11 protein-coding genes are annotated in these 13,803 nt (G+C 61.4%); all 11 read right to left on the minus strand.

Annotation, left to right across the window (positions count from 1 at the left end; all coding sequences use genetic code 11):
- Position 1: 1 nt before the first annotated feature.
- The 11 genes from GYH34_RS18685 to GYH34_RS18735 all read right to left on the minus strand — a co-directional run bounded on the left by GYH34_RS18685 (position 2) and on the right by GYH34_RS18735 (position 13,759).
- Complete coding sequence (locus tag GYH34_RS18685; RefSeq protein WP_161915133.1) at positions 2 to 1,858, minus strand: putative porin; 1,857 nt, start codon at positions 1,856 to 1,858, stop codon at positions 2 to 4.
- Positions 1,859 to 1,918: 60 nt separating this feature from the next.
- Positions 1,919 to 2,665 (minus strand): energy transducer TonB, encoded by a 747-nt coding sequence (locus tag GYH34_RS18690; RefSeq protein WP_161915134.1) that lies wholly within the window; start codon positions 2,663 to 2,665, stop codon positions 1,919 to 1,921.
- Between the two features lie 31 nt (positions 2,666 to 2,696).
- Positions 2,697 to 3,101 (minus strand): biopolymer transporter ExbD, encoded by a 405-nt coding sequence (locus GYH34_RS18695; RefSeq protein WP_024881694.1) that lies wholly within the window; start codon positions 3,099 to 3,101, stop codon positions 2,697 to 2,699.
- Positions 3,102 to 3,106: 5 nt separating this feature from the next.
- A complete protein-coding gene (locus tag GYH34_RS18700) occupies positions 3,107 to 4,921 on the minus strand; it encodes a MotA/TolQ/ExbB proton channel family protein (protein ID WP_244635414.1) in 1,815 nt (604 codons plus the stop codon).
- A 95-nt stretch (positions 4,922 to 5,016) separates the two neighbouring features.
- Entirely contained in the window at positions 5,017 to 6,834 is a 1,818-nt protein-coding gene (locus GYH34_RS18705) for a ShlB/FhaC/HecB family hemolysin secretion/activation protein (protein WP_244635397.1), read from the minus strand.
- 182 nt (positions 6,835 to 7,016) lie between these two features.
- A complete protein-coding gene (locus tag GYH34_RS18710; protein WP_244635398.1) occupies positions 7,017 to 7,964 on the minus strand; it encodes a FecR domain-containing protein in 948 nt (315 codons plus the stop codon).
- Positions 7,965 to 8,377: 413 nt separating this feature from the next.
- Positions 8,378 to 8,920 (minus strand): RNA polymerase sigma factor, encoded by a 543-nt coding sequence (locus tag GYH34_RS18715; RefSeq protein WP_161915136.1) that lies wholly within the window; start codon positions 8,918 to 8,920, stop codon positions 8,378 to 8,380.
- Between the two features lie 176 nt (positions 8,921 to 9,096).
- The gene (locus GYH34_RS18720) at positions 9,097 to 9,828 is read right to left on the minus strand and encodes a secretin and TonB N-terminal domain-containing protein (protein ID WP_161915137.1); all 732 of its coding nucleotides are present in this window, start codon (positions 9,826 to 9,828) and stop codon (positions 9,097 to 9,099) included.
- Positions 9,829 to 9,967: 139 nt separating this feature from the next.
- Positions 9,968 to 10,273 (minus strand): energy transducer TonB, encoded by a 306-nt coding sequence (locus GYH34_RS18725; RefSeq protein ID WP_161915138.1) that lies wholly within the window; start codon positions 10,271 to 10,273, stop codon positions 9,968 to 9,970.
- 929 nt (positions 10,274 to 11,202) lie between these two features.
- Positions 11,203 to 12,336 carry an AGE family epimerase/isomerase gene (locus GYH34_RS18730; RefSeq protein WP_161915139.1) on the minus strand — a complete coding sequence of 378 codons (1,134 nt, stop codon included), beginning with the start codon at positions 12,334 to 12,336 and terminating at the stop codon, positions 11,203 to 11,205.
- Between the two features lie 187 nt (positions 12,337 to 12,523).
- Positions 12,524 to 13,759, minus strand: a complete 1,236-nt coding sequence (locus GYH34_RS18735; protein WP_161915140.1) for an HAD-IIIA family hydrolase — start codon at positions 13,757 to 13,759, stop codon at positions 12,524 to 12,526.
- Positions 13,760 to 13,803 lie beyond the last annotated feature (44 nt).

Below are 13,803 nucleotides of genomic sequence, written 5' to 3' on the forward strand. Positions count from 1 at the left end.
ATCAGAACTTCCCGTTGAGGTCGACATGCAGAACGTCGACGGCGTAAGGGACCCCGGAGATGTTATTCGCGCTCATCCAGCGCAGCGACAGCCACACATTCTTGCCGACTCCGAGATTGCCGCCGACGAAATACCCCTTCAGATTCGTGCCGCCGAGCCCAAAGTCGGCGTCGACGAAAGCGTCCACCATCGCATCCGACCCGAGATATTTGTAGCCCGCGAAGACATTCCAATCCAAGAGACGACGAATTTCCCTATGTCCGACAGTGACGCTCGCGAGATAGCCGTATTTCCCGCCCACGTAATTGCCGGGGAACCACTCGTTGGCGCTTATCTCGAATGCGCCCGTCACATTGTTGGCGAGAATATCTGGCCTGACCCTTCCGTTGAAAGCCGTATTCACCAGAAACTCGCCATCCAGAACGATATGAACGGGATCGAAATGTCCGAAGTCGACCTCGCCGGAGGCGACGAACGGCCGAAACTGCTGGGCGAGCCCGAAATATTGATATTGACCGGTCGTCCCGCCACTGTTCGAAGTGTCTTTGATGATCGAGCGCAGCGGCATGTAGGTGTTGCCACGTTGCGCGAAAGACGGCCGGGTCAGATCCGTATCACACCCGTCCGATGCGCTATAGACGCGGCAGGGACTCGACAACTCTCCCTGCACCTTGCTGAAATCATAATAGGCGGCGGCGATCTTGAACGCATAATCATCATCGAGCTTGGCGGAGACGCCGAGCTGCCCCGCGAAGAGCCACTTATCGTGGCTCGGCACCTTCGTCGGAGGCCCGCCGTCATAGGACGGCAAATTGATTCCCGCGTTCAGATCCGTGTTGAAGACCGGAAAGGCTCCGCCGGCGACGAAAGTGGTAATGCCTTCGGCGATCTCGTATTTGCCCTGCGCCGCGAAGCCGTCGAAGCCGATGTCTCGATACCAGACGAGATCGGTCGGCGACCAAAATGGATTGTCCATTCGTCCCGCGATGAGAGAAAATTCCTCGAGCGGCTGATATTTGAAGAAAGCGCGATCGATCCATAACGAGTATTTCGAGAAATTGCCGCCGTTCGCGCCGAAGGTCTGGTTCTGCGACACGGGCGAATTATTCTCGCCTCCCGCAAAGCGCAAGCCGGCCGAAAAGCCCTCGTGAAGATCGGCGATCATTCCGAGGCGGCCACGAAAGCGGAATTGATCGCGATTCTGTGTGACGTCATAGGTCGGATAGTAATAGGGGTTGGTCTTGCTCACATCATAGGGCGAGCCGGTATTGATCGCGTTGAAATTGACTGCATCGTATTGATCGTTTCCGCTCGGATAGTAGATACCGCGATATCGCAGGCGCATATCGCCGTAGAACCGGATGCGCGACGCCCATTCGGGATATTTGCCGGGCGAGGCCCAATTCTCCTTCTCGGCCTGCGCCATGACCTCTTTCTTGATGTCCTCGCGCAATTGCCGCTTTACCACCTCCGGCACATAGCTCACATGTTTGACGCCGGGCGGCGACGCGGCGGCGGCAGCGGCAGCGGCGGCCGCGACTTTCGCCGCATCGCCCGCCTTCACGCTCGCATCCTTCGCAGCCTGGCGCTGCACATAGGCCTCATTGGCCGCCTGCTCGACCAGCGACTTCGCTTGCTCCTCCGTCAGCACACCCTGCTTGACGAGAAGATTGACCAGATTGATCGTCGCATTGGGCGATAGCGGCTTGGCTCGCGACACTCTGGCTGGCTTCGGCTCCGCGGTCTTTCCCTCATCCGCCGCATCCTGCGCGACAGCCGGAGCCGAACCGGCGCATGCGCAAAGAGACGCGACGAAGACCAACGAACTGCGACGCGCTCCCAACTTTCTCTCGAACATGAAACTCCCCAGCACTCTTCAGCCGCGATGCGTGGCTTCGATTGATACTATCTGCGCCGATCAACTCGGTCGCTGCTCGGTGATCCGAATAATCATCGGCATCGGCATGCCTTTGGGCGGCGGCTCGCGCAGAGTGAGATTACCGAACACCTCATTGCGGAGAACCGCGTCGAGCTCGGCGTCGCCGGTCGTTCCGCGGAGTTCCACTCTGGTCACGCGACCGGACTGATCCGCCCACAGTCGGATATTTCCGCGCATCGTCGCTCTGCGTGTCCGCTTATGCGCCTCGAGAGCGGAACGGAGCTGGGATTGCACCATGGACGCATACCAGCCCCATCCGCTACCGCCGCCGGAGCCGCCATAAGCATTTCCCCCGGGCTTGCCGCCGAGATTGAACAGATCGCCGGGTCCCTGCGCCTTGGCGTCGAGCGAGAGCGGTCCAGGAGGCTGATCGTTCTTCGCATCCTTGATCGGCGCCTTCTGCGGCTCGTCGACCGGCTTCGGCTCTTGAAACTCCGGCTGGTCGACCTTCGTCTGCTCGATCATCTTCTGCTCGGGCGGCGGAGGGGGGGGAGGCGGAGGGGGTGGCTGAAGAATGTTGACGATCGAAAGCTCGTGAATTCGGCGAGGCGCCGGAAGATCGTCATGTCCAGAAAGGACGACGACAGCGATGATCGACAGAACCGCGCCGCCGATCGCGATCTTGGCCCTATGGCGGCGCAGCCAGCCTCTCACAGACGCGTCATTACGATGCTGGAAAGCTTCACGCTCCGGCCGACGATAGCTTTGTCCAGTCGACGAATTCATGACGCCTTCTCCGAATTTCGCGCGGGGCGGCTCACTTCACCAACGGCTTGGTGGCGAGCCCCACTTGCGTGAGGCCGATACGCGACAAGAGATCGAGAACATCCATCACGCTTTGATATTGCGCCTGCGCATCGCCGCGCAGCACGATCGGAAACTCCGGCGTCAACGCCTTCTGCTGGATGAGCCGCTGCTCGAGCTCCGGCAAGGTGACGGGAATCGTGTCGAGAAAGATCTTGCCGTCATTGGCGATGGTGATCGCTTTCGTCGTCTGCGTGGCAAGGCTCGGAGCGGCGGAGGCCTTCGGCAGATTGACCTTTTGGCCCTGCACCGTCGCCGTCGTCATGATGATGAAGATCACGAGCAGAACATAGGCGAGATCGAGCATCGGCGTGATGTTGATATCGTCATAGGGCTTGGCTTCGTCTTGCATCTTCATCGGCGTCACTCCCCCGCAATTCGCCGCTCGACGACATCGAGCCGGCCTTCCGAATAGGACTCGGCCATGCGCGTCACGAATTCATCGACGAAGACATGAATGTCGCTCGTCAGATCTTTGATGCGGGAGATGAGATAATTGTATCCGAACAGCGCGGGGATGGCGACGCCGAGGCCGGCGACTGTCGCCACCAGGGCCGCGGCGATGCCCGGCGCGATCGCATTGACATTCACGTCTCCGCTCGCCGCGATCGCCGCGAAGGTGATCATGACGCCGACGACCGTGCCGAGCAGCCCGAGGAACGGCCCGCCCGAGATTGCTATGGTCAGCACGACCATCAAGCGGTTGAGCTGTTGCGTCTCCTTGACGACCCCACTGTCGAGCGCCGCCCGGATCGCCGCGATCGACGGTCCAGAAAGCACGCCCCTGCGCACGCCGCAGGCGATGAAGCGATGACGGATCTCCGAAGCGCCGATGTGATAGATACGGTAGAGCGAGGATGGACGAATGCCGGCTGCGTCCCGCTCGCTGATGCGGCCGCCCAATGTCGCCACATCATCCTCGTCACTGTGATCGAGGGCGGTCAAATCGGTCGCGAGCTCGCGAAAGCTCTTCATGAATTGCGCGTTGGCCTTCGCCTGCCTATTCAAATAGGTCGCGCGGTCGATCATGACGAGCCAGCTGATTACCGCCATGATCATCAATAGGCCGATGACGATCCATCCATCGAGCGTCACCGATTTCAAGATGATAACCATATAGCCGGACAACCAGCTCGCGGTCTCTTCGTCGACGCTGAAGGAGATCAGCTTAGATGGATCCGGCCCCTGTCCGATCGCAGCGAATTTGATGAAGCCAGCCGGACGAGCGCTCTTGGCGATCTGCAATTCGTCGATATCCCCGACGAAGCCGAGGGTCCCATCTTCGCCGCCGATCGTAGCGTTCGTGCGAAGCTCTGGCACGCTGGCGTCGAGCGTTGCATAGACCCGGCCATCGACATAGAGCGAGACGCGTCCCGCACCGGCGACCACGGCGAGATGCCGCCAAGCGTTCGCAGTCCAAGGCGCGCCGACCGCGCTGCGCGCGACAGCGCCCGCCGCCGTCACCTCGACATAAGGCGCGCCGTTATCGAGGCCGATCGTCAATGCATCGGCGCCGGCGCGGCGGCTATAGAGCATCGCATCGGACGCGAGCGTCGCCGGTTTGACCCAAGCCGAAAAAGTGAAAGCGTCGCCGGCGGCCAGCGCCAAGGACGGAGACGCGGGAATAATAAGAGGCGCGCGACCGTCGAGCCGCAAGCCGCCGCCGATGATCGCGCCATCCGCCGGCTGACCGACGCTCGACGCATTGTTGCCCCACACTGACGAGTCGAGCGCCGGCGTTCCGCGTTCCGCGAAATGATAGACGAGCGCGGCCTCCGCATCATAGGTCCCTTTGGGATCAGCGGTCGAGACGGCTTTTTTGTCGCCATAGTACAACCATATATCCGTCTTTGCGCCGGGCTGCACATTCGGCGCGGCCACCCAGATCAACGCCTCCCCTAGAAGCGGATCGAATTTCTCGATGTGATGCTTGAGCGGCGTCTTGTCGTCGCCGGCTACGAAGCGCAGATCGCCGCCATCCTCTTTGGCCGCGGAAAAGCGGAAATTGCCAATGTGCAGCCGCACCAGCACGGGCGTCACGCCGATAGGGTCCGTGATATTGGCGCCAGAGGCGCTGGCGTCGATGGTGATTTTCTTGCGCAATTGCCACTCGTCGTTCCACCAGGCGAAAGCGGAGGACGACCACAATGTCATCATCGTAGCGACGCAGAAGAGCATCGAGGCGATGCGGAAGCGACGGCGCGCGAACTCGAGCGCCAATTTGCGGCCTCTCAACTCGGATAGAATGGGCATGTCGAACGTCATCGTCGTCATCAGAATTCACCCCAGACACGGAAGTTCAGGCGCGGCTCCTTCGCCTGCGTATAGAGTTGGCTGATCATCGGCATCGAATAGACGAACATGCCGCTCACATGGTCGAGCAGCTTGATGCGCGCCCCGAAGCCGTAGCTCCATAAATTGAAATGCGCCTGCTGCTCGGCCAGCGGATGAATGACTTCGACGACCCCCTTGTCGACAAAGCCGAACATCCGCCAATCGTTGAACAGGCTCATCGGCAGGCGATCAGCGCCGGCTTCGCGCTTTACCGCATCCTGCAGAAATTCGCCGACGTTGGGGCTGCGCAGCTCTACTGTGCCGGCGGCTCCGGTATCGCCGAGGACCTCGGATTCGAGATAGCCCCTTACGGTGTCGAGACCGCCGACGCTCATCTGCTCGCTCGACGCCAAGGGGCCGTCGGCGATCTGGCCGACGATTCGGCCATAGCCCTGGAAGCCGCCCGGCAGCTCCTGCAGATGAGAAACGTCTAGGTTGAAATGCGTGAAGTTTCCCGACGCATAGGCGCGTTTGTTGTCGAAAGCGGTCTCGTTGCTGCTCGCTGGCCGCATGTTCAAAGTGAACGACGCATTGAGCTGCGTGGTGAAGCTTTCGGTCTGATAGATGGCGTTGTAAGTCGCCGCGAGCGGATAATAGGTGATCGGCGATGAGGATGAAGTTTCGGTTCCGATCCTGACGATCTCGCCGTAATGCTTGTAGTCCAGCCCCACCGAGAAAGAATGATACAAATTCTCGATCGTCGGCAGCGACATCACAGCGCGCAATCCGATAGTCTGGCCCGGCCCGACGACGTTCACGCCGCCGACGGTGGCGATGTCGCTCGTCGATGTGAGTCCATATGCGAGCACCGCCAGCCAATCGACGTCCGGCACGCGCGCGAGATAGGAAGCGGAGAACACCTCGGCGTCGGAGCGCTTCTGCGGCGCCGCCTGATAGGTGAAGCTCAGCGAATGACCCAGCTGCCACAGATTGTCATAGCGCACCGTGCCGATGACGCGCTGGGCTGTGGTGTTGGGTGAACGACGATTGTTGAACTCCATATTCGCATGGAGAGGAAGCTTGTCTTCGACTTCGAGATCGACATCGACCGTGCCTGGCGCAACGCCGGCGCGTAACGCGGGCGTCACGCGCCGGTCGGGCCATTGGTTGAGCGCGACGATATCTTTCGTCACCTCGCCGAAATTCGGCACGGTTCCTTCCTTCAGAGAGACCGCCTTGGCCTTGATCTGATCGACATCGAAGAAGCGCGCCCTCTTGACGCGCAAGCGGCCGATCTTGAGCTCGGCGACCTTGAGAACAATGACGCCACCCTGCGCATTCTGTTGCGGAACGGATACGGCGACCGTCTGAAAGCCTCTGTCGTGATAGGCTTTTTCGAGGGCCGTGCGCGCTTTTTCGACGTCGGCGGCCGTACGTCCCGGGCCGACGAATGGATAGATTGCTTCCTCGACCTCGAGCTGCGTCAGTCGATCGGCTCCGTCGACGACGAAATCATCTATATCGAAACGCGCCGACGACGCGGAACTCTCCGACGACACTTTCGCAGAGACAGGCGGCTTGGCCGCTGTCGTTTCCGCGGCCGCCTTTCCTGGGGACGTCGCCTCGGCGGCGCCTTCGGCCACAGCGCTCTGCGCTTTGCCCATGCACCAAGCGTCGGTCGACGCCGACAGGCCGCCGCACATCACCAGCATCACGACAAAGTCACGATGGACATCGCTTCGACGCCGCGCATATGCGCGACCGCTCGGCTCACTACTGGACGAGAACATTCGGTTCCTCACCAACGCAGGAAGCATGCTCCCGGCGGTCGATCGCTGCCCGGCGGGACGATCAAACGCGCTCCCTCGTTGGAAAGACGATTCGGCTAGCCCGGACCCGAAAATCAAATTGCGAAAAAATACGGAGCCCTCACCTCGCGAGATCGTATCGGCGTGAGTTTCGAGAGGACTGTTTGCGCGCGGGAGCGCGGCGGCCGTCGTCAGCCGAGAAGGACGACTCCACCCGGAAGCGCCAGCGCGCGGGCTCCGAACAGGCGCTGAACCTGCTCCACGAGAACCTCGAGCCGATCGACGCGAAAAACGCCGTCGACGATGCGTCGGCGCAAATCGGCGTTGGCGATGATGATCTTACCCGGCCGGTAGCGATTGACCTCTTCTATGACCTCGGCGAGCGGCGTGTCGTGAAAGAGCAGCAGCCCCTCCCTCCAAGCAGTCACTCGGCGCGGGTCGACGCGCGAGGACCGCATGACGCCGTCGGCTCCGTAAGACACTTGCTCGTCCTTGCCGAAGCGCAACATGAATTCGCCCTGCGCGACGCTCACCGAGCCCTCGAGGCAGCTCACCGAGACGACGCCATCGATGCAGCGCGCGTCGAAGCGCGCTTGGTTCGCCGTGATCGTGCTCCCGGCTGCGAGGACGACGAGCCGCCGCGACTGCGGCAGGTCGACGGAGACCGCGGTCTGCCCGGAAATCAGCTCGATCTGTAACGCCGCCTCTGTCGGTTTCACCGCGATGCTCGTCTGGGTGTTCATCTCCAGGGAAACGTCGGGAGCGAGGGCCACCACTCGCCGCTCGCCTTTGCCCGTGCGGTAGTCGGCGGAGAGTTCTTTGAGCGATGGCCATAGATCGAGCGGCGGGTGCAGGAGCGCGACCCCGGCGACCGAGGCGGCGATCGCGCCCCCGACAAACGCTCGACGCGACAGCGCCCGGCGCGGCGACATTATTTGCGGCGGCGAGGCCGTCTTCTCGCTCCCTTCGGCAGCCAGCTCCCGGCCGGCTACGCCGACGAGACGCCAGACGCGTGCGGCGTCCCGAAACGCCTCTTCGTGAAGAGGGCTCTGCGCGCGCCAATGCTGCAGTTCTTCGAGTTCCGCGGCAGAGGCCTCGCCGGCCTTCAAATGCGCGATCCAGCCGAGAGCTTCGTCCAACAGGGGACGAGGCTCGCACGTGTCGGCCGGCTCAGTCACGTTTCGAGGCTCGTCGTCGGCGCCAGCCACGCCAGAATCCTCCGTCAGAAGGCGAGAGCGTCGCGTATCTTTATGCGATTCTATGGGTTTGGAGCAATCTTCTCGCATCGCATCTTTCGGTCCTGCGCGGAGCCGTCCGATCGGGTCGTTACCTCGACCGAAGCCTTTGCAAACGAGACAACGGCCACTCCCGTCGTCGAAGCTCCGCTCAGACGCTCGCAAAAGCGTCCAGCGCTTCTGAACATCAGACGACTGGCGCGCGCCTATCCCGAAGCGCGCCGAAAACCAAAATGAGACGATTTTGCGGGAGAGCTTTTGAACGGCGCATAGCGCGCCCGTCTCTTAGAGCGCGTCGTCATGGCGCATCCGCGTCATTATGACTTCGGCCGTGGCCCCCCCAGACGGACCACACGCGTGCGACTCAGACGTTCCGCGCAATGCGTCAAAGCATATCTGAGATCAGCCTCGACGGTTCGGGTGGTGACATCCAGACTGGCCGCGACCTCTTGCGCTGTCCGACCCTCGACGGCGATTTTCCTCAGCACTTCACGGCGGCGCGGCGACAGCTCGGCCATCGCGCGTGTGAAAGCTTCGATCTCGGAACGCGCCTCGGCGATTTGGGCTGGTCCGGGCGCTTCGTCGCAAATGTCGAGGATCGCGTCCACCGCAGCAGCGCTCACGCGATTACGCCCGGCTTTCTTTTGATCCTTGGCGATATTGACGGCCGTGCGAAAAATATAATCCTTCGGGCTCCGAACGTCCGCCGCCTCGCCCACCCGGTCCAATCGCAGGAATGTCTCGTGAAGAGTTTCGTAGGCGAAATCCGCCGAGCCCAACCGTCTCGTGAGTCGTCTCAACAATTCGTCGTAACTTTCGACGAGCTGATTGCACAAACGCGCTCGATTGGTCTGAATCACGGAACTCGGGCCCCAACGACGCCGGCTCTAGAGACATCAAGAGCTTGACGTCACTAACGGCGTTGAACGACGAATTTATGACAGCCTCGCTCGAGGCGTCGTCGAATATCCTCCATGCGGACGCGTTTCGGCCGCTGCGGCGACACGATCCCGCCGGTCCTCGGGAACCGCCGCGTCTATTTGAGCGATTTGACGACGACCAGGACGCGAACGGGCAGCGGCAGATGCGTCGGCGCGTCCCGGCTGATGAGAAGCCCTTCGAGAGAGGCGCTCACCGCAGCGTCCCGCTCACTGTCGCCGGTCGACTGGAACAATTGAGCGCGTTCGACCCTGCGCGCGTCATCCACCCAGAGCTTGACGCCGATACGGTAGTTTCCCGAGCGCGTCCGCGCATTTCTGCGTAGAGCCCTCTCGATGTCGCCGCGGACGGCGTCGCTATAATCGCGCAAGAGCGCCTGTTCTTGATCGCCGTCCCTCGACGCCTGAACTTGCAGCGGATCGAGCGACATATCAGCGGATGCGAGAGGATGAGCAGGCGGCAGATCAGAGAGGGCTGCAAGCCGCTCGAGCGTGATCGCATTGGGTCCGACATAGCGCGCTTTGATGTCGGTTCCCGCCAGAAGGCGCTCGAGCGCGGCGGCCGCCGTGAAGCTTCCATGCAGCGACGCAGATCGGCGCCCAGCCGCAGAACGGCTCTCGAAGAGCACTTGCACGCCGGCGACCTGGCCATAGGCCTCTAGCGCGCTCGCGAGCGACTGTGCGGGGATGTCGAAGAAGTGGGCCAGCTCCTCCCGTGGGCCCTCGTCCTGGGCCGACGCCGCATAGGCGAAAACGGTGACCCACGCCATTACGAAAAGCGACGGCAGGAACGACGCCCTCGCGGCGCGGATGCGATCGGCCTCGCCCATGGAAGCCCACCGCCCAATCGTAGAAACCCGTTTGATCGACAATTCGATGCGCATGACTCTCAACTCTACGGTCCGCAAAGAGGCCGCCGCATCGCTTTCCAACCTGCGCACGCCATTCCTGCGACGAACGGTCCAGGCGTCAGAGCATATCAAAAGCGATCGGCGCGAGAATCGTCAGCCGGTCAGGCAGTTCGCGGGGGATTCTCGGCAGCGGCTGCGCCCGCCGGATCGTTTCGGCGGCCGCCGCATCGAGAGCGCTCTGGCCAGAGCTGGTCCGAATCTGCACGTCGGTGACGGCGCCGTCCCGCCGCATGGCGAAGAGCACTTGCACCGTTCCCTGCTGTCCCGCCCGCCGAGCCGCTTCCGGATACTGCCGAAACCGGGCGATATGGGCCAGCAGCGCCTTTTGGAAGGCGATCGCCGCTCGATTGTCGGAAGTGAGCATTCGGGGCGAAGATGCCGCGGGGGCCTCCGCGACAGACCTCGTGTCGACAGCCTGTTCCTGTGGCGTCGGCCTCGTGTCCGGGACGACAAAGGTCGGCTCGGATTGTTCGACGGGTCGCTCGGACAGCATAGCGGCCGCCGTCCCGATTCTCGGCGGCGCCGACGCCTGCAGGCGGTCGACGTGCTCGCGCGGAGGAAGCAAGCGGACGTCGATTACCGAATCCTGTGTCCTCGAATATGTCGAGGACGGCGTATGGCGAAGCAAGTAGACGCCCACGGCGAGAAGCGCCGGCACCATCAACGTCACGCCGACCAGCCATCTCACCTCGAGCGGCTGGGCGACCGCGAGCCAAGCCGACCCCTGCCCGCGCTCGGGAGTCGGCGAACCCTGATCCGACATGCCAGCTACCCCAGTCCAACGCGACGAAAGAGCAAGACATCCGCCAACCTGACGCCAAGATCGACGCACTTACATGCGATAAATATCTCGTTTTGATGACAAGCCGCCGCCAAGTGGGCTCCAGCGCAAATCAAACGAATGATCGCATCTGATCGAGAGGCCGGCGCCGCTCCACGCAAGACGCGCGTCACGCCTATCGCCACGCAGATTTTCCAGCGGCGACGGCTCTCACCACGAATGCTCGCTCGATATGTCCCGCATCACGGGAAGTCGAGGCTCGACAACTCGGTTCGACTCTGACCCGAAACGCGCTCGTGACCAGTAGCGTCCATCGCTTCCACGCGATCTCGAAAGCTGAGCTTGCATCGCAGCTACCAGCACATGCAGAGAACGATGAAATCGCGGTCGAAACGGCGACTTTTGAAATGACGTCCTCGCTCGACATCTACCATGACCAGAGCCCCAGTTCCGCCCTCACATGGATTATGTCCCGCGCACGCCGCTCGCGCCAGAACCACCAAGGCATGCGTCTAAACATTTTTCGGGCTGTCTGACGCTCGGATCGCACAGCATATGTGATATAGAGAACTCGCGGGAGCAAAATCCACTTTGGGGACGCCGCTGGCGTCGAACTCGTCGATCCAGCTGCCCGATGATGCAGGCTCTAGAAATCGAGCCTGCATCGAAGCCAGAAAATCGCTCGCTATCGGACAATCGAACCGCTCGTATTTCGACCGCATTACATGAGCGGCCTTCGCCGCCTCGGCATAGAACCAAAGCCGAGTCGAGCGATCAACGGCTCCTTCGACAGTCGCGCGAGCAAAAATTCGGCCGTCTGCGCCGACTCCGGCGCGAAACGCCGTTTCCCATAGCCGCGAGACAGTGCTCGTCTGATCGACGTGTCGAAGCTCTTCGTTTTGCTCTAGCAACCAGATCCATTCGAAATGATGACCTGGCTCGAATGGAAAGCGCGGCCCCTCGAGAGGCTGCCAATGAGCGTCGAAAAACTCGACGACAACGGATTTTTCGGCCTGAACCAATCGCCTGAAGAAAATATCACGCACGGCCTCGGCGCGTTCGAGATACGCGGAGTTCCTCGTCACATCGAATAGCGAAAGCAACGCCTCGAACAAATGCATATGCGAGTTCTGACGGCGCGGGCTATCGCCCGTCGGCAGGGTTTCGACATAGCCGCCATGCTCGGAGACCATGTCGCGATCCAGAAAACTCAATGTCGCGTCGGCGACCGCGATATAGGTGGGATCTCGCGTCGTCTCGAAAGCACTCGCGAGACCGAGCAATATGAACGCATGCGTATAGAGATCGCGACGGCTATCGAGAACGGAGCCATCGCGCGCGACGGAAAACGCCCAGCCGCGAGCGCCATCGGCTTCATAATAGCGTTCGATCATCGTCGTAGCTGCGCGCGCGACGAACTCCGCTCCATCCCCAAACCAGCCCGATCGATGCGCGACGCTGTAACTGTAAATCTGCCGCGCTTGAACCATGGCTCGTCTGGGCGCCTCGAGCAATGGCTCGCCTCGGAGCGAGAGACGTTCGACGAATGAATGCGTGCGCTCATCCCAACCGTTCGAGGCCCATAGCGGAAGCGCTTTTTGCTTGAGCCACGCGAGAAACGAGCTCGACTCATCAACGCCAATCATATCATGTCCTTCGGCGGTTCGCGATCGAAGCCGATCGTGGCTCGCAGCGGCGAGTCATCGGCGCATGCCGACCGGATCGCATGGCGACATCGGCACGTTGAAAGACGCTTCCGCCCACTAGCCGCGGAATCGTCGGGCAAGTCGCGAACGCGAAATCGCGCGAGCCGTTCCTGCTGAAGGCTCATCATCATGTGTGCGTGCGACCGCGAAGAACCGCGACATGCTCGATCGCCGATCGGGTCGACTCATATAGATCGCCGTCCGTAAACGACAGCCCTCGAATTCCTGCGCGCCTCGCCGCCTCCATGTCGCTCGCCTTGTCTCCGACAAGAAAACTCGCAGCACTGTCAATGGGCCACTCGGCCCGAGCCCGCTCGATCAGGCCGGGATTCGGCTTTCGATCGGGATGATTTGGATGCCGCCATTCGGCCACGACCGCGTCCGGGTGATATGGACAGAAATAGAATGCGTCGATGTGAGCGCCAGCGGAAGCGAGCTGCGCGGACATGGCCGCGTGAAATCTGTCGACATCCGACTCGCGAAACAACCCGCGCGCAATTCCGGCCTGATTGCTGACGACGAAGGTGAAAGCTCCGGATTCGTTGACGCGTCGGATCGTCTCGACGGCCCCAGGAATCCATTCGAGATCCTCGACGCGATGGCAATAGCCCGCATCGCGATTGAGCACGCCGTCACGGTCGAAAAAAAACGCGGGCCGGCGTCTGCCCGCGAGATCTCTCCGCGCTTTGTCGAGCGACTCGGGAGTTCCGATGTCGATAAAATAGCCTTCGAACTCTTCCCCGAGCATCGCGCGGGCGGCCGCCAGCCGAGGATAAACCTCCAATTCGATCGAGCAGGGCGTCTCCTCGATAAGGGTCAAAATCTCTCGCCGAAACACGCCCAGGCCGGCGTTGATCGACGCCGGTCCGGCGCGACCTCCTTTTTCCCGAAAGGCGACGATATATCCATCTTGCAATCTCACGCTGCCGTAGCGCGTCGCATCAGATTCCCGCCGTAGCGCGAGCGCGCCGAGAATATCTGGATTTTTCTCCAAACGCGCGGAGAGTCGACGGAGATTGATGTCGAACAGCGTATCGCCATTCGCCAGCAGAAACACAGAATCGAGCAAAGGCGCCGCATTTTTCAAAGCCCCCGCAGTCCCCGCCGGCGCGCTTTCGACCACGACCCGTAAAGACGCGCCACGAATGGAGCGCCCTCGATAGCGTTCCAGCATTTTTTCGTGCAAATGTCCGGCGAGCAGAAGAATGTCATCGAAACCGTGGCGAACGATCTCGAGCAGCAATACGTCGAGAAACACCGCATCGCCGCTGATCGGCATGAGCGGCTTGGGAGTGGTCGATGCGAGCGCGCCGAGCCGCGTTCCTTTGCCGCCGACCAATATCACAGCCTGCCTAGTCATCATGGCTCATGAACCTCACGCCTCGGTGTCGCTCGTCGAACGGTTTC

Origin of the sequence: Methylosinus sp. C49, from assembly GCF_009936375.1 — a bacterium.
Taxonomy (GTDB): Bacteria; Pseudomonadota; Alphaproteobacteria; order Rhizobiales; family Beijerinckiaceae; genus Methylosinus.